Source organism: Rhodoferax sp. MLSD5-FHT05B10 (assembly GCF_058793415.1).
In genome coordinates this window covers 224,384-241,481 of sequence record NZ_JBXAFT010000003.1, presented here as the reverse complement: position 1 = coordinate 241,481, position 17,098 = coordinate 224,384, and the positions used below count along the sequence as shown (strand labels likewise).

The following is a 17,098-nucleotide window of genomic DNA, read 5'->3' as shown; positions in this document are numbered from 1 at the left end:
GTTTCCTAGGGGGTCAAAGTCAATAGGGTCTGGGCGATCAGCGGCGCCATGCTGACAGCGTTGCTGGGGTGGGTGATGCAGTCGGTGCTCCAGACTGTGCCCACACCGGCGGCCTGGATGACCTGCAGGGCATCGCCCGCAAACAGGGCGTGGGTAACCGCCACGTCCACCGAGGCGGCACCGGCCGCCCGCAGCAGGCGCGCCGCTCCAGCCAGGGTGTGGCCGCTGCTGGCCACATCGTCGAGCAGCACCACGGCGCGGCCGGCCACGTCCAACGCGGGCAGCGCAATGTCCACCTGGCGGTCGCCATGGCGGACTTTGCGGCACACGCCGTAGTCGAAATGGTGGCGTGCGGCTGCCTGCGCAATCCACTGGGCGGATTCTTCGTCCGGGCCAACCAGCAGGGGGCGTGTATGGTGTGCGGCGATCAGGTCGGCCAGCAAGGGCGCGCCGCTGAGCACCACGGCCTGCGGCACGGGCACGGCCTCCTGCAGCGTGGCAACGCGGTGCAGATGCGGGTCGACGGTGATGACGGCGTTGAACAGGTCGGCCAGAAAACGGCCCACCACGCGCTGGCTGACGACTTCTCCGGGCTGGAACGCGATGTCCTGGCGCATGTAGGCCAGGTAGGGCGCCACCAGCGTCAGGTGCTGTGCGCCCAGTTCCCGGGCGGTGCGGGCCACCAGCAGCAGTTCCACCAGTTTTTCGTTGGGGTTGTCCAGCGTGCGCAGCAGCACGACTTGTGGTGGCAGGGTGGCGGGCAGACGCAGCTTGAGTTCACCGTCCGGGAAGCGGTGGCGGTCGATGGCGGCGGTGGGCAGGCCGGCTGCGCCGGCGATGCGCTGGGCCAGCGCCTGGTCTTCTTCAAAGTGCAGCAGCATGGCGGCGGCTCCCATCAGAATTCCACGAAGACGTGCGGCATCTCACTGGCCTCGCCGATGGTGTAGCCCGACGACTTCTTGCAGGCCTGGCGTGCGAATTCGAGATCCGCCGTGAAGTCCGCGTAGACGCGGTAGAGCAGAGTGCCAGGTTGCACGTTGGCACCAAGCTTGCACAGCAGGTCCACGCCGGCGCCCTTGACCTTGGGAGCGCCCGCCAGACCGGCAATGCGCGCCAGCTGCAGGTTGTCGATGCCGGTCACCACGCCGGTTTCGGTAGCGTGGATTTCAAAGGTCAGGGCCCCGAGTTGCGGCTGGTTGTGGTCGAAGTGCTTGCTGCCCTGCGCCTGGATGATGTCGTTCATCTTGGTCAGCGCGCGGCCCGAATCCAGGATGTCGCGGGCAATGGAGAAGCCGTCGCCGCCGCGCACATCGGGGTCGCATTCAATCAGGCGCCCGGCCAGCCGCAGGGCCTTCTGCCGCAGGTCGTTGGGCGCGCGGGGGTCGTTCTCCAGCACGCGCATGACGTCGCGCGCCTCCAGCACCGGGCCAATGCCCAAGCCGATGGGCTGGCGGCCGTCGGTGATCACCACGTCGAGCGTGAGCTTCAGGCGCCGGGCCACGTACTCGCACAGGCGCCGCAGGCGCTGGGCATCCGGCATGGAGCGCACCTTGGCTGTGGGGCCGATGGGAATGTCGAGCACCAGGTGGCTGGAGCCCGCCGAGACCTTCTTGGACAGGATGGAGGCCACCATCTGCCCCGGCGAGTCCAGCGACAGCGGCCGCTCCACCGAGATCAGCACGTCGTCGGCCGGCGACAGGTTGGCCGTGCCACCCCAGGCCAGGCAGCCACGGTGCTTGCGCACGATGTCCTGCAGCTTCTCCACGGACAGCTCGACGTTGGCCAGCACCTCCATCGTGTCGGCGGTGCCGGCCGGTGAGGTGATGGCGCGCGACGAGGTCTTGGGGCACAGCATGCCGTGCGCGGCGACGATGGGCACCACCAGCATGGAGGTGCGGTTGCCCGGAATGCCACCTATGCAGTGCTTGTCGACCACCATGTTCTCGCGCCAGTCCAGGCGTTTGCCGGCGGCAATCATGGCTTCGGTGAGGTAGTAGACCTCTTCGCGGTCCAGTTCGTCACGGTTGCAGGCGACGACGAAGGCGGTGAGCTCGATCTTGGAGTAGTGGTGTTGCGCGATGTCTTGCACGATGGTGCGGAAATCGTCCAGCCCCAGACGCTCTCCGTTGAGCTTGCGGTGCAGCGCGCCGATGGACGCCGGCGGCTCCGCCTGCGACACCGTGGCGGTGTGGCCGTCTTCCACGCCCATCTGGGCGAAGGCGGCAATGGACAGGCCCAGTTCGCCGCAGGCCACGATGGATGGGTCCACCACCACGTTGAGCGTGGCCAGGACGTGCCGGCCATTGGTGCGCACCTCGACCTTGGACAGGGCCTTGAAGCCTTCTGCCCGGTAAATCTCGCAGTCCCGGTGCATGTAGGCCACGTTCTCGTGGTAGGTGTCAATCAGGACGCGGCGCAGGGCGAGCCGGGCCGGGGTGAAGGCGCCGTTGCCCGATACCGAGCTGGCAGCAGAGGGTTCAGAAATCTCTTTGTGCATGGGGATAGCCTACACCGGATTTGGCCCGCCATCCGGGTGCCGGCCTGGTTTGCCGCAGGTCAGCGGTGGAAAGCAAAAAGGCTCCCGAAGGAGCCTTTTGCCGGATGCCAGCGCGGGGGCGCTGGTGCCAGGGGCATTACACGCGCTTGCGGTATTCGCCGGTGCGGGTGTCGATTTCGACCTTGTCGCCCTGGGCCACGAAGATTGGCACGCCGACTTCAAAGCCGGTGGCGATTTTGGCGGGCTTCAGGACCTTGCCCGATGTGTCGCCCTTGACGGCGGGTTCGGTCCAGGTGATTTCGCGCACCACGCTGGTGGGCAACTCAACCGAGATGGCCTTGCCTTCGTAGAACACCACTTCGACTTCCATGCCGTCTTCGAGGTAGTTCAGTGTGTCGCCCATGTTCTCGGCTTCGACTTCGTACTGGTTGTACTCCGTGTCCATGAACACGTACAGGGGGTCGGCGAAGTAGGAGTAGGTGCACTCCTTCTTGTCCAGGATGACCTGGTCCATCTTGTCGTCGGCCTTGAACACGACTTCGGTGCCGAAGTTGGCGATCAGGCTCTTGAGCTTCATGCGCACGGTGGCCGAGTTGCGGCCGCCGCGGCTGTATTCGGTTTTCAGGACGACCATGGGGTCTTTGCCGTGCATGATGACGTTGCCGGCGCGGATTTCTTGAGCGATTTTCATAAAGATCAAATAACAGGAGTCGCTGCTAGCCTGTGCTGTCAGCGTGATAGGCCGCTGTCTGCGGCGGGGGCATGATTTGCCCCTCTCACGCGGCAATATCAGCAAAGCCCTAAATTTTACCGTTTTTTCTGGACGAATGCGATCAGCTGCGTGCCCAGGTCGTCCATTTGCAGCAGCCGCTGGCGGGCTGCCTGCAGGGTTTCTGACCATGTGTTGAGGTGAATCAATGGCAGCGGCGGCGCGTCCCCGGAGGTGCCGGTTACGCCGTTCCATGCGTAGTGGAAAGCGCGCAGGGTGGCGTCGGCGCCCAGCATGTCCAGGAAGGCGTCCAGTTTGGCGTGGTGGGCGGCGTCCTGCTGCGGGTAGATCTGCCACACCAGCGGCTTGCCCGCCCACAGGCCGCGCACCACGGAGTCTTCGCCGCGCACGCAGTTCAGGTCGCAGGCCCACAGCAGGTGGTCAAAGTCGTGTTGGGTCAGGTGCGGCAGATAGTCAATGCGCAGGCGCTGCAGCCCGGTGCGGGCGGCCTGCACGGCCTGTTGCGCGCGCCCCGGGGTGACCAGCAGACGGGTGGGCGTGGCCTGCGCGTCCAGCTGCTCCAGCAGGGCGCGCAGGGCTGGAGGCTCGTAGCAGAACAGGGACACCAGTTGTTCCCCTTCCCAGGTCACCCCGTTGCGGGCCAGCCAGGCGGCACGCTGGCCCTCCTGTGCAAAGGCCTGCTGGCGCTGCAGCAGGTCGGGTTCGCGCAGCAGCCCGCCGGTGTGGGCCGAAAAGCCGGGGTAGTAGAAATGTTTGGTCCAGCCCTTGGCCGGGCCGCTCATGACCGGTGAAGGCAGGCCGTGGGCACGCTCCACGTAGCGCTCGGCGGACAGGTATTCCAGGTTGATCCATACCGGAAATTGAACGGTATTTTGGCCGCTATGATCCGTGGATTCTGCGTAGGCAGCTATGAATTCTGTAGCAATTTCACAGCCAAAACCTTCGATCCAGACGTCGGCCGGTGCCAGCGCGGCCAGTGCGCGGGCGTCCTGCGACTGGCCCCAGTCGCGTACCTGCACCCCGGGCCAGCGGCCCTCCAGGGCGCCGGGGGCCATCCACTGCAGGGGGCTGGCGTCATCCACCCACAGGCGCACCTGGTGTCCCCGCGCGGCCAGGTCGGCGCTCAGGCGCCAGCACACGCCGATATCGCCGAAGTTGTCGATCACGCGGCAGAAAATGTCCCACAGCAGGGTAGGGGTGGCGGGCGAGGGCGGCAAAGCGTGCATGGCCCGGATTGTCCACGCAGCGGCATGCGGGTGGGCAAAGGACGGACAATAACGCACCATGTCCCACGTACAAGCCCACCCGGATGAACTGTTGCGCGAAGTGGCGGCGCTGCCGGCACTGCCGGGGGTGTACCGTTATTTCGACAGCGCGGACCAGCTACTCTACGTGGGCAAGGCCATCAACCTGAAGAAGCGGGTATCGAGCTATTTCCAGAAGAACCACGGGGGCACGCGCATCGGCCACATGGTGAGCAAGATCGTGCGCATGGAAACCACGGTGGTGCGCTCCGAAGCGGAAGCGCTGCTGCTGGAAAACAACCTCATCAAGACGCTGCAGCCCCGCTACAACATCCTGTTTCGGGACGACAAGAGCTACCCGTACCTCAAGATGACCGGGGTGCCGCCGTCGGCTGCGCGTGCGGCCGGGGCGGCGGATGCTTCGGGGGCACCCGTTCCGGCGACGCCGGTGGCGGCCCACTTTGCCCGTGTGTCGTACTACCGGGGCGGGGTGGACAAGAAGCACCGCTACTTCGGCCCGTATCCCAGTGCCTGGGCGGTGAAGGAGGCGATCCTGCTGATGCAGAAGGTGTTTCGCCTGCGCACCTGCGAGGACCCGGTGTTTAGCAACCGCACCCGGCCGTGCCTGCTGTACCAGATCAAGCGCTGCTCGGCACCCTGTGTGGGGCATATCTCGGCGCAGGACTATGCCAGTGATGTGGCCAACGCCGAGAAGTTCCTGCGGGGCGATGCCCAGGAAGTGATGCGCACGCTGGAAGCCCGCATGATGATGCATGCCGACAAGCTGGAGTTCGAGCAGGCGGCCGAGCTGCGCAACCAGGTGGCGGCGCTGTCGAATGTGCTGCACCAGCAGTCGATGGACAACGTGGCCGACCGCGACGTGGACATCCTGGCAGTCAAGGTGCAGGGCGGCAAAGCCTGCGTGAACCTGGCCATGGTGCGCGGCGGACGCCACCTGGGCGACCGGCCGTATTTTCCGGTCCATGTGGAAGACGCGGCCGGCCTGGCCGACGGCGGCGAGGGCGAGACGCCGGCGGTTTCGGTGGAGGTGCAGGTGCTGGAAGCCTTTTTGGCCCAGCATTACATCGATGTGCCCATGCCGCCCACCCTGGTCGTGAGTGAACCGGTGAGCAAGGGCCTGTTGAAGGTTTTGTCCGAGCAGGTGGGTTTCAAGGTCAGTGCGGTGCACCAGCCGCGCGAGCAGCGCCGCGCCTGGCTGGAGATGGCGCAAACCAACGCCGCCCTGCAACTGGCCCGCCTGCTGGCCGAAGAAGGGTCGCAGCAGGCGCGCACCCGTGCCCTGGCCGAGGCGCTGGACCTGACGCTGGAGAATCTGGACGAGCTGCGGGTGGAGTGCTTCGACATCTCGCACACTGCGGGCGAAGCCACCCAGGCGTCGTGCGTGGTGTTTCACCACCACAAGATGCAGAACGCCGAGTACCGGCGCTACAACATCGATGGCATCACCCCGGGGGACGACTACGCCGCCATGCGCCAGGTGCTGACCCGCCGCTACAGCAAGGTGGCCGAGGCGCTGAAGGAGGCCAAGCATGCCGGACAGGCACCCGCCGGTGCGGCCCGCATGCCCGATCTGGTGCTGGTGGACGGCGGCAAGGGTCAGGTTGCCATGGCCCGTGCCGTCTTCGAAGGGTTGGGGCTAGACCTATCGCTGATCGTGGGCGTGGAAAAAGGAGAGGGCCGCAAGGTGGGCCTGGAAGAGCTGGTGTTTGCCGACGGGCGGGACAAGGTCTACCTGGGGTCCGATTCGGCGGCGCTGATGCTGGTGGCCCAAATCCGGGACGAGGCCCACCGCTTTGCCATTACCGGCATGCGTGCCCAGCGGGCCCGGGTGCGCGTGGGCGGTGGCAAGCTGGAGGAAATTCCCGGCGTGGGTCCCAAGCGCCGGGCCCGTTTGCTGCAGCGTTTTGGTGGCGTGCGGGGCGTCGCCCTGGCCAGTGTGGACGACATCGCAACAGTCGATGGCATCTCCCGCGAATTGGCCGATGAAATTTATCGGGCCCTGCATTAGCCGTGCCACAATCACGCTATGTTCACAACGATTCCCACCATCATGACCTGGACGCGCATCTTTGCGATTCCGCTCATCGTGGGTGTCTTCTATCTGCCCGATGCCTTCGCCAATCCGGCTGAAAAGAACCTGATTGCCACCGTCATGTTCGTGGTGTTCGCCGCCACAGACTGGCTGGACGGCTACCTGGCCCGCCGGCTGAACCAGACGTCTTCCTTCGGTGCCTTTCTCGACCCCGTGGCCGACAAGTTCCTGGTCTGCGCCTGCGTGCTGGTGCTGGTGCACCTGCAGCGTGCCGATGTGTTCGTGGCGCTGATCATCATTGGCCGTGAAATTGCTATTTCGGCCTTGCGCGAATGGATGGCGCAGATCGGTGCCTCCAAGAGTGTGGCCGTGCACATGATCGGCAAGCTCAAGACGGTTGTGCAGATGGTCGCCATTCCTTTCCTGCTGTTTGACGGTGTGTTGTTCGGGCTGATCAACACCCATCAGTGGGGTGTCTGGCTGATCTGGATGGCAGCGGTGCTGACCGTCTGGTCCATGGTGTATTACCTGCAAAAGGCGGTGCCTGAGATCCGTGCCCGTGCACACTGAACCGACCCTGGACCGGGGCGTTTTGGCGCGGTGCGCCCATGCGCTTCCCGCGTGACCTGTAACACAATGTTTCTTGCCCGGCGCTGCTCCGGAGGGCCAAAAAAAGCGACTAGAATTCGGCTCCGCACTGTCGTAATACTGCACGGCGTATTGACACGGGTCAGACCCGTGGCTTTAATGGACCGCAGCAGTTTCGGCTGCTACCAGCTTGCCCCGGACCTGCCTTTGAGTCGTCTGCACAACACGCAGATGGCCGGTGGCAATGTCAGGTGATAACAAGATTTTGAAGAGACAATTCGACTAACTCTGCTTCCATACAAGGGGTCTTTGTGAATAAAACTGAACTGATTGAACACATCGCAAAACACGCCGACATCTCCAAGGCTGCTGCTACACGCGCACTGGAGTCCACGATTGGCGCGGTCAAGACCACGCTGAAAAAAGGCGGCTCTGTTTCCCTGGTTGGTTTCGGTACTTTTGCAGTGGGCAAACGTGCTGCGCGCACCGGTCGCAATCCACGCACCGGCGATGCGATTAAAATCAAGGCTGCCAAAGTTCCAAAGTTCCGTCCGGGCAAGGCATTGAAGGATGCCTTGAACTGACATGAGGTTTAAGGTGGGGTGATTAGCTCAGTTGGTAGAGCAGCGCCCTTACAAGGCGCGGGTCGGCGGTTCGAGCCCGTCATCACCCACCACCACCCAGCAAAGGCGAACAGTGTTGTTCGCCTTTTTTGTTTTTTCATGGAGAGTTAACGCATGTTCGATTTCGTCCGCAAGCACACAAAGGTCATGATGTTTCTCATGTTCTTGCTGATCATCCCGGCGTTTGTACTGGTGGGTGTGGATGGGTTTCGCCGCCTGGGTGGCGAGGGTGCCGCCGTAGCCAAGGTTGGCAGCCACAGCATCACCCGGGGCGAATGGGACAACGCGCACAAGAACGAGGTCGATCGCCTGCGCCAGTCCATGCCCAACCTGGATGCCAAGCTGCTGGACTCTCCCGAGGCCCGCTATGCCACCCTGGAGCGGATGGTGCGCGAGCGCGTCTTGTCCGAAGCCGTGCAGAGTTCGCACCTCAATACCAGTGACGCACGGCTGGCACGCGCCCTGCAACAGGACCCCACCATCGCGTCCCTGCGCCTTCCGGATGGCAAGCTCGACATCGAGCGTTATCGCCAGCTGGCCGCCAGCCAGGGGCTGACGCCGGATGGTTTTGAGGCCCGTGTGCGCAGCGACCTGTCCACGCGCCAGGTCGAGGCTGGCTTGGTGGGCACCGCGTTCACGCCCCAGGCGGTGGCCGACGTTTCCCTGAACGCCTTCTTCGAGCGGCGCGAGGTGCAAATTGCCCGTTTCAACCCGACGGACTATGCGGGCAAGGTTGCCCCGAGCGACGCCGACATTGAAGCGTTCTACCAGGCCAACCCGGCGCTGTTCCAGGCGCCTGAGTCCGCCAGCGTGGAGTATGTGGTGCTGGACCTCGACACCGTCAGAAAGTCCATTACCCTCAATGAGCAGGACCTCAAATCGTATTACGAACAAAACGCGAGCCGTCTGAGCGGCAAGGAAGAGCGTCGTGCCAGCCACATCCTGATCAACGCCCCCAAGGGCATGCCTGCCGCCGACCGCCAGAAGGCCCGCGAACGCGCCGACGCCTTGTTGGCCCAGGTGCGCAAGGCCCCGGAAACTTTTGCCGACGTGGCCCGCAAGAATTCGCAAGATACGGGTTCTGCGCCCGCCGGTGGCGACCTGGACTTCTTTGGCCGCGGCGCCATGGTGAAGCCGTTTGAGGACGTGGCATTTGCCCTGAAAAAAGGCGAAATCAGCGATGTGGTGGAGTCGGACTTTGGCTTTCACATCATCAAACTCACGGATATCAAGGCCCCCAAGCAGCGTAGTTTTGAGGAACTGCGTGCCAGCATGGAAGCCGACCTGAAGGCACAGCAGGCCCAGCGCAAGTTTGCCGAGGTGGCAGAGACCTTTACCAACGGCGTTTACGAGCAGTCCGACAGCCTCAAGCCCGTGGCCGAACGCCTGAAGCTCGAAGTCAAGACCGCCACCAACGTGCAACGGCAGAGTGCGCCGGCGGGCAACCTGGTGCTGGCCAATCCGAAGTTGCTGGCAGCCTTGTTCACGGCCGACTCGATCGAGAAAAAGCGCAACACCGAGGCCATTGAAATTGGTGCCAACCAACTGGCCGCGGCACGCATTACCCAGTACACGCCGGCACGCACGCGGCCACTTTCCGAAGTGCGCGCCAATGTGCGTGACCGGCTGGTAGCCAGCCGGTCCGCCGAGCTGGCGAAGAAAGAGGGCGCCGAGAAGCTGGCTGCCTGGAAGGCCGCTGCCCCGGGCAACCTGCCCGCTGCCGTGGTGGTGTCGCGCGAGGCGGGCCAGCCGGTTCAGGGGCCGGTGCTGGACGCCGCCCTGCATGCCGATACCAGTACCCTGCCGGCATGGGTGGGAGTGGATCTGGGGACACAAGGGTACGCCGTGGTGCGTGTCAACAAGGTGTTGCCCCGCACGGCACCGGCTCCCGCTGCCGCCGCGCAGGAGCGCCAGCAATACGCGCAGTGGGTGGCTGGCGCAGAAAACCAGGCGTATTACCAGATGCTCAAGGACCGCTTCAAGGTCCAGATCAAGGTGCCGCGGCCCGCAAGAAATGCGCTGGGTGCACAGGCTGCTGCAGAATAGGCGCGAAGACACGCTATAATTGCAAGCTCACGGTGGCTGTAGCTCAGTTGGTAGAGTCCAGGATTGTGATTCCTGTTGTCGTGGGTTCGAGCCCCATCAGCCACCCCAAGTGATACCAAGAAACCCTGCTATTCAAAAGATAGCAGGGTTTTTTCTTTTGGAGAGTTCCATGGCCAAGGGTTACTGGATTGGGCGGGTCGAGGTTGCGGACCCGGAGATGTACAAGGCCTATGTTGCCGCCAATGCGGAGCCTTTCCGCCAGTTCGGAGCCCGTTTCCTCGTGCGGGCCGGGCGCTATGAGAATCCCGAAGGCACCAGCCGGTCCCGCAACATCGTGATCGAATTCCCTTCCTACCAGGCGGCGCTGGATTGCTGGAACTCTCCGCAATACCAGGCAGCCATCGCGCTGCGCCAGCCGGTTTCGAGCATTGACCTGGTCATTGTGGAAGGCTACGACGGTCCCCAGCCGTCCTGAGCGCAATGGCGATGTCCCGCACCCCGGTGCCACCGCGTAGCGCCGCTCTCTCCGGGTTGGTGCGCTCCCGCCATGACGTGCTGGATGCGGTGCGCGGCGTTGCCCTGCTGTGGATGACGCTGTACCACTTTGCGTTTGATCTCAACTACTTCGGGTTCATACAGCAGGATTTCTACCGCTCGCCGGTCTGGACCCTGCAGCGGACCTGCATCCTGAGCCTGTTCCTGTTCTGTGCGGGGGTGGGGCAGGCGATCGCGGTGTCCGGTGCCCAGGATTGGCCGCGGTTCTGGCGGCGCTGGGCCCAGATCGCCGGCTGCGCGCTGCTGGTCAGTGCGGGGTCGGCGCTTGTGTTTCCCCGGAGCTGGATCTACTTTGGCGTACTGCACGGCATGGCCGTGATGTTGCCGATCGCACGCCTCACGGCGGGTTGGGGCCGTGGGTTGTGGCTGGCCGGGCTGGTGGCGGTGGCGGCAGGGGTACTGGCCCCGCAGGCACATGCGCAATGGCCGCAGTTTGCCGTTCTGGACGGGCCGGCGCTGAACTGGATGGGCTTGGTGGGCCGCAAACCCGTCACGGAAGACTTTGTTCCGCTGCTGCCCTGGCTGGGCGCGGTGTGGTGGGGCGTGGCTGCGGGGCAGTGGGTCATGGCACGGGGATGGTTGCGTGCGGGGGCTCCCGTGCGCAGCAGGTCTAGGGTCATTGCCGCACTGGCACTGATCGGGCGATGGAGTTTGAGCTGGTACATGCTGCACCAGCTGCTTCTGATGGGCGTTCTGACGTTGGCAGCGATGGCTTTGCGCTAGTCTGCCGGGCGATAGGCGGTGCACAATAGGCACAGACTTCCTTGGAGGGCCCCAGTATGGCAACCGATCACAGTTTCAAGTACCGCGGGCATCATTTGCACTGCGGTCCGTTGGCAATGGCGGATGGCCGGTTTGGCGCCCAGGTGGTTGTAGCCGAGGAGAGCGGGGATGCGGCTCTGGACCATCGCTTTCCGGTGCTCGACTACTTCCTGACGGAAGCCGAGGCGGTGGCACACGGGCGCGCGGTGGGCGAGCGGTTGGTGGACGAGAAGTTGGGGGCCACCTAGACCGCATCTTTGCAGGCCCAGGCATCGTGCGCTGCGGCACGCAACCGATAGACCGCGCTGTCGATTCTTCAGCTTGTCAGCGGCGTGTCGTTGTCACAGGTTTGCAGTTCATCCCGTGTATTGATGTTGCGAAATGCCGCTTCGTCGGCGAAATGCACCTGCGCGACTTTCAGCGGGGCATACCAGGCGGCCATCTTGCGGCCGCCGTTTTCCAGGTACTGGGTGAGATGCGGCAGCAGGGTCGTCTTCAGCAGGCAGAAAACGGGGTGCACCTGCGTGGCGTCGCCGTGCCCCGTGACGGCAACGGCCAGGTCAGCGTCCTCGGCGACCAAGGCTTGGGCCAGGCGCTGCACCAGGTCCGGCGGCAGAAAAGGCGAGTCACACGGCACGCTGACCAGATACGGGGTTTCGCAGTGCATCAACCCGACCTGCAGACCGGCCAGCGGGCCGGCAAAATCGGGCATCACATCGGGCCAGACCGGCGCACCCAATGCGGCATACGCCGCCAGGTTCTGGTTGGCGTTGACCATGACAGTCTGCACCTGGGGTGCCAGCCGCCGCAGGACGTGTAGGGCCATGGGCGTGCCGCGAAACGGCTGCAGCCCCTTGTCCACGCTGCCCATGCGGGTGCCGCGGCCGCCGGCGAGAAGGAGTCCGGTAATGCGCATGGCCCATTTTACCGGCGCACCCTGCAGGCTAATGGCCGCCCAGGTAGGCGGCCTTCACGGCCGGATCGTTCTTGAGTTTGTCTGCCGGTCCGTGCACGGCAATGCGTCCGTTTTCCAGCACGTAGCCGTAGTCGGACACGTTCAGTGCGGCAGCGGCGAACTGCTCCACCAGCAGCATGGTCACGCCTTCCTGGCGCAACCGCGAGATGATGTGGAACACCTCTTCCACCAGGATGGGGGCCAGCCCCATGGAAGGCTCGTCCAGCAGCACGACGTCCGGGTTCATCATCATGGCGCGGGCCATGGCCAGCATCTGCTGCTCACCACCGGACAGGGTGCCGGCGAGCTGCGTGCGGCGTTCCTTGAGCCGGGGAAAGTATTCCATGGCCCGTTCCAGGTCGGCGTTGACGTCGCCCTTGGCCCGTGAACCCGTGAAGCGGGGAAAAGCCCCTAGCAGCAGGTTGTCGTTCACCGTCATGGTGGCAAACACACGCCGCCCCTCGGGCGAGTGGGCCAGCCCCAGCTTGGCAATGTGGTACGACTCCTTGCCGGTGATATCGGTCTCACCTAGGGTAATGTTTCCCTCGCGGGGGGCGATCATGCCGGAAACGGCGCGCATGGTCGTGGTCTTGCCGGCGCCATTGCTGCCAATCAGGGTCACGACGCGGCCCTTGGGCACTTCCAGGCTGATGCCGTGCAGCACCTCGACCTTGCCATAGCCCGCATGCAGGTTGGAAATCTTGAGCATCTTGTAGTCCAAATGGTTGGGTCAGGCAGCGGACAACGCAGCTGCGTCGCCACCGAGATAGGCCTCGACGACCTTGGGGTCGGTCTGCACGACCGAGGGGGTGCCCTCGGCAATCTTCTGGCCGAAGTCGAGTACGGTGACCGTGTCGCAGATCGACATCACCACGTCCATGTGGTGCTCAATGAGGATCACGGTGATGCCTTCACCCCGAATCTTCTGGATGATGGAAACCAGCTCCTTGATGTCTGGCGCCGTCAGGCCGGCTGCGGGCTCGTCCAGCAGTAGCAGCTGTGGGTTGAGGGCCAGCGCCCGCGCAATTTCGAGCAGCCGCTGCTTACCGTAGGGCAGGTTGCGGGCCTCTTCGCCGGCCAGGTCGCTCAGCCCCACGAATTGCAGCAGGGCGTGCGCGCGGGATGCACTCTGGTCCCGCTCGCGCCGGTAGCGCGGTGTGTGCAGGGCCACGTCCAGCAGGTTGCTGGCATAGGTGTGGTGCAGGCCGACCAGCACGTTTTGCATGGCGGTCATTTCGCCGAACAGCTGCACGTTCTGGAACGTCCGGGCTATGCCGGAGAGGGCGATCTCGGACGAGCTCCGCTTCACCAGTGAACGGTCTTCGAAGGCGATGCTGCCGGCCGTTGGCACGTAGATGCCGGTCAGGACGTTCATCATCGTGCTCTTGCCGGAACCATTCGGGCCGATCAGGCCGTGGATCGTGCCGCGCCGGATGCGCAGGTCGACGTTGTTGAGGGCCTTGAGGCCGCCAAACTGCATCAGGATGCCGGATGCCACCAGGATTTCCTCCGCCGTGGCAGCGGTCTGGTGCTGCAGGGCCTTTTCAACATGGGCGGTGGCGCGCGTGGTTTCGGCGTCGGACTGCGCGTAGCTCTGCAGGTTCAGGGTTGCGCGCACGAAGCCGACGATGCCATCCTGCAGGTAATAGACGACGAAGAGGGTGATGAGACCGAAGATGGACAGGCGCCAGTCGGTCATGGCCGTCAGCACGTAGGAGAGGCCGGCAAACGCGACGCTGACGGCCACTGGAATCGCCACATTGCCCACCGTCTTCTTCTTGCGCGCCACCAGTACCACGCTGCCGATGATGATCAGGACAGCCAGTGCCACGGACACCATGCGGAACAACTCGATGTCGTCGAGCAGCTTGGGCAGCATCACGATGATGGCTGCACCCAGCATGGCGCCGACGCGCGTCTTGCGCCCGCCCATGATGATGGCCAGCAGGAACATCACCGTCAGTTCGAAGTTGTAGGTGTTGGGCGAGATGTACTGCTCGGAGTAGGCGTACAGCGAACCGGCCAGACCGGCCAGGCCGGCGCTGATGACGAAGGCGTACACCTTGTAGCGGTAAACCGAAACGCCCATGCAGTCGGACGCCACCGGGCTGCCGCGCAACGCTTCAAAGGCCCGCCCGAGCTGTGACCGCAAAATGCGGTGCACAAGCACCAGGGAGGCGATCAGCAGAACCCCGACCAGCCAGAAAAACTCCTGCTCGTCCATCTGGTGACCAAAGAGGCTGGGCTTCTCTACCTTGATGCCCATGGGGCCTTCGGTGAGGAAAGTCATCTCGTTGATGAGAATCTGGATGATGGTGCCGAAGGCCAGTGTGACCATGGCGAGGTAGGGCCCGGTGACCCGCAGCGCGGGCAGCGCCAGCAGGGCGCCAAAAATGGCGGTGACCACGATGGCGGCCGGCAGCGTCACCCACAGTGGAGCTCCCAGATGGAGCACCAGTACACCTGCGGTGTAGGCGCCGATGCCGAACAGGCCGGCATGGCCGAGCGACACCTGTCCGGTGTAGCCCACAACGATATCCAGGCCGAACAGCACGATCGCATAGATCATGATGGTTTCCAGCAGGTGGATGTAGTACGGATTACCCACCGCCATGGGGAAGAGCGCCAGCGCGAGAATGCCCAGCGCCGAGAGAGCCAATTGCGATCGCTTCATTCTCAAACTTTCTTGATTGCGTTTTTGCCGAACAGCCCTGCGGGCTTGAGCGCGAGCACGATGAGCAGCAGTACCAGTCCGGGTACGTCCTTGTAGCCGGTGGAAATGTAGAAACCGGTGGTGGTCTCGGCAACGCCCAGAATGATCCCCCCCACAATAATTCCCAACCCGCTGGTCAGTCCGCCGATGATGGCGACCGCGAACGCCTTGAGGCCCAGTACCGACCCCATGGTGGCGCCGGTCAGGGTCAGTGGTGCAATTAATACCCCCGCGACCGCGGCCGTGATGGACGACAGCGCGTAGGAGAAAGTGATGACCAGGCTGGTATTGATGCCCATCAGCTTGGCGGCGTCGCGGTCGTTGAATGTTGCCACGACAGCCTTGCCGTAGATCGAGCGGCGGTTGAATATTTCCACCGACAGCATCATCAGCAGCGCGCCCACCACGACGAGGATTTCCATGGGCAGGATGTTGGCCCCCAGGAAGTGCAGCGGGGCTTCCGGCAGCGGCGACGGAAAGCGCAGATCGTCGCGCCCCCACACGTTTTCAGCGACGTTCTTGAAAATGATGCCTAGTGCAATGGTGGACATGATCCAGCCGAACTCACTCTTGATCTTGATGGCCGGACGCACACCAATGCGTTCGACCAGCGCGCCCTGCGCGGCGCCGAAAAGACACACCAGCGGAATCATCAACCAGTAGTTGATGCCCAGCCCCACGCACGAAAGTCCGACCAGAGCGCCCAGCATCAAGGCCTCACCCTGTCCGAAATTCAGGGTGTCGGAGGTGGCGAATGTGAGCTGGTAGCCGAATGCAATGACGGCGTAAATCATGCCCAGCGCAATGCCGCTGAACACCAGTTGAATCAAGATCTGCATACGGTCCTTTGAGTACACGCGGCCCAGTCGGCCGGTGCAGAGATCACGAAGTAGCGGGACACGGGCACAGCCCGCATCCCGCGTCCATGGCTTGTGGCCTTATTTACTTCTTCTTCGTTTGCGACAGGGCGCCCTTGGCTTCCGTGTCTTTCACGCGGACTTGGGAAGCCTTTTTCTGGTCTTCAGGGTAAGCGTAGACCACCTTCTGTCCCTTGACTTCGCCCATGACGGGAATGTTGACCGTGATGGCCTCGTGGTCGGTCTTGGAGAAGGGTTTGGTGTAGGTGGTCACCACGCCTTCCACCGGAGCCTTCAGGTCTTCCAGTGCCGCCTTGACCTTGGGGCCATCCGTGGAGCCGGCCTGCTTGATGGCGGCAGCCAGCAGGTAGACCGAGTCATAACCCTGGGCAGCCGACACCGGAGAGTCGATGCGGGCATTCTTGGGGTTGAAGGTCTTCAGGTAGCTGATGATGAAGGACTGGCGCTTGGGCGTGGTTGGCTCCTGGATGAAGGTCTGGGGCATGCGTGCACCCTCGCCGCCAGGGCCTGCATTGTCGATGTAGTTGGCCATCGACAGGGTCCAGCTGCCGACCATGGGGACTTTCCAGCCGAGCTTGGTCATGCCGTTGGCGATCTGGGCCAGTTCGGGGCCGATGGCGTACGTCAGGATGGCTTCGGCGCCGGCTTCCTTGGCCTTGAGCAGCTGGGCGGTCATGTCAACATCCTTGATGTTGAACTTTTCGACGGCCACGGGCTTGAGGCCCTTCAGTGCCAAGGCCTTCTCCAGATCTTCGCGACCCAGTTGACCGTAGTTGGTGGAGTCCGCCAGGATGGCGACCTTCTTGAAGCCCCGGCGGGTAATGGCTTCTTCCACAATCATGGGCGCCTGGATGCTGTCGTGAGCCGAATTGCGGAAAATGTAGTTGTCGGGCTGGTTGTCAAACTGGTGGGTAATGACCGATCCGGTTGCCACGTTGTTCATGACCGGGATCTTGGCTTCTTGGTAGAAACGCTGTGACGCCAACGCCACACCCGTGTTGATAAAGCCCAGCGTGGCGACCACTTTTTCCTTGTTGATCAGTTCCTGCGCGATTTGCACGCTGCGTTCGTTCTTGGCTTCGTCATCACGTTCGACCAGCAACAGGGGGCGTCCCAGAACCCCGCCAGCCTTGTTGATTTCGTCTGCGGCCAGACGGACGCCATCGCGCATGCTGACGCCCATGGACGAGGAACCACCAGTGTAGGGGCCGGATACCCCCACCTTGATGGGGTCGGCTGCCGAAGCACCCAGTGCGGTCAAGGCCAGTGCGATGGCGGTCAATCCTGATTTCAATTTCATTGTCTTGTCTCCTGTTTTTCTGTCAATTGTTGAAAGTGGCCATACCACTTTAAGACGTGAAGGCTGGCGTGTCATTAGGCAAAACCCCGCCATCCGTTGTTGTTGTACCAAAAAACACATACACCTGTCTTGCACTGACCCTTGTAACAGCTTC

16 protein-coding genes and 2 tRNA genes are annotated in these 17,098 nt (G+C 63.3%); 9 read left to right on the top strand and 9 right to left on the bottom strand.

All coding sequences use genetic code 11. The features are described from left to right. Positions 1 to 5: 5 nt before the first annotated feature. The 4 genes from AC1Q5W_RS06335 to earP form a co-directional block, all read right to left on the bottom strand. On the bottom strand, positions 6 to 896 hold the full coding sequence (locus tag AC1Q5W_RS06335; protein WP_492643290.1) for a ribose-phosphate diphosphokinase: 891 nt from the start codon (positions 894 to 896) through the stop codon (positions 6 to 8). Next, entirely contained in the window at positions 896 to 2,497 is a 1,602-nt protein-coding gene (locus AC1Q5W_RS06330) for a thymidine phosphorylase family protein (RefSeq protein WP_492643289.1), read from the bottom strand. Before AC1Q5W_RS06330 ends, AC1Q5W_RS06335 begins: the two co-directional genes overlap by 1 nt. Before the next feature lie 136 nt (positions 2,498 to 2,633). After that, entirely contained in the window at positions 2,634 to 3,188 is a 555-nt protein-coding gene (efp, locus tag AC1Q5W_RS06325; RefSeq protein ID WP_492643288.1) for an elongation factor P, read from the bottom strand. Positions 3,189 to 3,304: 116 nt separating this feature from the next. Next, complete coding sequence (gene earP / locus AC1Q5W_RS06320) at positions 3,305 to 4,453, bottom strand: elongation factor P maturation arginine rhamnosyltransferase EarP (protein ID WP_492643287.1); 1,149 nt, start codon at positions 4,451 to 4,453, stop codon at positions 3,305 to 3,307. Positions 4,454 to 4,511: 58 nt separating this feature from the next. On the opposite strand from earP, the gene uvrC reads away from it, so the two are divergent. The 9 genes from uvrC to AC1Q5W_RS06275 all read left to right on the top strand — a co-directional run bounded on the left by uvrC (position 4,512) and on the right by AC1Q5W_RS06275 (position 11,346). Beyond that, positions 4,512 to 6,500 (top strand): excinuclease ABC subunit UvrC, encoded by a 1,989-nt coding sequence (uvrC, locus tag AC1Q5W_RS06315; RefSeq protein ID WP_492643286.1) that lies wholly within the window; start codon positions 4,512 to 4,514, stop codon positions 6,498 to 6,500. An 18-nt stretch (positions 6,501 to 6,518) separates the two neighbouring features. Next, complete coding sequence (gene pgsA, locus AC1Q5W_RS06310) at positions 6,519 to 7,094, top strand: CDP-diacylglycerol--glycerol-3-phosphate 3-phosphatidyltransferase (protein WP_492643285.1); 576 nt, start codon at positions 6,519 to 6,521, stop codon at positions 7,092 to 7,094. Positions 7,095 to 7,423: 329 nt separating this feature from the next. After that, entirely contained in the window at positions 7,424 to 7,696 is a 273-nt protein-coding gene (locus AC1Q5W_RS06305) for an HU family DNA-binding protein (RefSeq protein ID WP_007874140.1), read from the top strand. Positions 7,697 to 7,712: 16 nt separating this feature from the next. Next, a tRNA-Val gene (locus AC1Q5W_RS06300) sits at positions 7,713 to 7,788 on the top strand. A gap of 61 nt (positions 7,789 to 7,849) precedes the next feature. Further along, the gene (locus AC1Q5W_RS06295) at positions 7,850 to 9,781 is read left to right on the top strand and encodes a SurA N-terminal domain-containing protein (RefSeq protein ID WP_492643284.1); all 1,932 of its coding nucleotides are present in this window, start codon (positions 7,850 to 7,852) and stop codon (positions 9,779 to 9,781) included. Between the two features lie 32 nt (positions 9,782 to 9,813). Beyond that, positions 9,814 to 9,889: transfer RNA gene (locus AC1Q5W_RS06290), tRNA-His, on the top strand. A gap of 61 nt (positions 9,890 to 9,950) precedes the next feature. Next, complete coding sequence (locus tag AC1Q5W_RS06285) at positions 9,951 to 10,256, top strand: DUF1330 domain-containing protein (RefSeq protein WP_492643283.1); 306 nt, start codon at positions 9,951 to 9,953, stop codon at positions 10,254 to 10,256. Between the two features lie 11 nt (positions 10,257 to 10,267). Beyond that, positions 10,268 to 11,059, top strand: coding sequence for a heparan-alpha-glucosaminide N-acetyltransferase (locus AC1Q5W_RS06280; protein ID WP_492646108.1), 792 nt, complete (start codon positions 10,268 to 10,270; stop codon positions 11,057 to 11,059). A 56-nt stretch (positions 11,060 to 11,115) separates the two neighbouring features. Next, the gene (locus tag AC1Q5W_RS06275; protein ID WP_492643282.1) at positions 11,116 to 11,346 is read left to right on the top strand and encodes a hypothetical protein; all 231 of its coding nucleotides are present in this window, start codon (positions 11,116 to 11,118) and stop codon (positions 11,344 to 11,346) included. A 68-nt stretch (positions 11,347 to 11,414) separates the two neighbouring features. Here AC1Q5W_RS06275 and mobA read toward each other — a convergent pair whose 3' ends face one another. The 5 genes from mobA to AC1Q5W_RS06250 form a co-directional block, all read right to left on the bottom strand. Next, positions 11,415 to 12,014, bottom strand: coding sequence for a molybdenum cofactor guanylyltransferase MobA (mobA, locus tag AC1Q5W_RS06270; RefSeq protein WP_492643281.1), 600 nt, complete (start codon positions 12,012 to 12,014; stop codon positions 11,415 to 11,417). A 28-nt stretch (positions 12,015 to 12,042) separates the two neighbouring features. Continuing rightward, entirely contained in the window at positions 12,043 to 12,762 is a 720-nt protein-coding gene (locus tag AC1Q5W_RS06265) for an ABC transporter ATP-binding protein (protein WP_492643280.1), read from the bottom strand. Positions 12,763 to 12,783: 21 nt separating this feature from the next. Next, positions 12,784 to 14,727, bottom strand: a complete 1,944-nt coding sequence (locus AC1Q5W_RS06260; protein WP_492643279.1) for a branched-chain amino acid ABC transporter ATP-binding protein/permease — start codon at positions 14,725 to 14,727, stop codon at positions 12,784 to 12,786. 2 nt (positions 14,728 to 14,729) lie between these two features. Then, positions 14,730 to 15,605 carry a branched-chain amino acid ABC transporter permease gene (locus AC1Q5W_RS06255; protein WP_492643278.1) on the bottom strand — a complete coding sequence of 292 codons (876 nt, stop codon included), beginning with the start codon at positions 15,603 to 15,605 and terminating at the stop codon, positions 14,730 to 14,732. A 103-nt stretch (positions 15,606 to 15,708) separates the two neighbouring features. Continuing rightward, positions 15,709 to 16,944, bottom strand: a complete 1,236-nt coding sequence (locus AC1Q5W_RS06250) for an ABC transporter substrate-binding protein (RefSeq protein WP_492643277.1) — start codon at positions 16,942 to 16,944, stop codon at positions 15,709 to 15,711. Positions 16,945 to 17,098 lie beyond the last annotated feature (154 nt).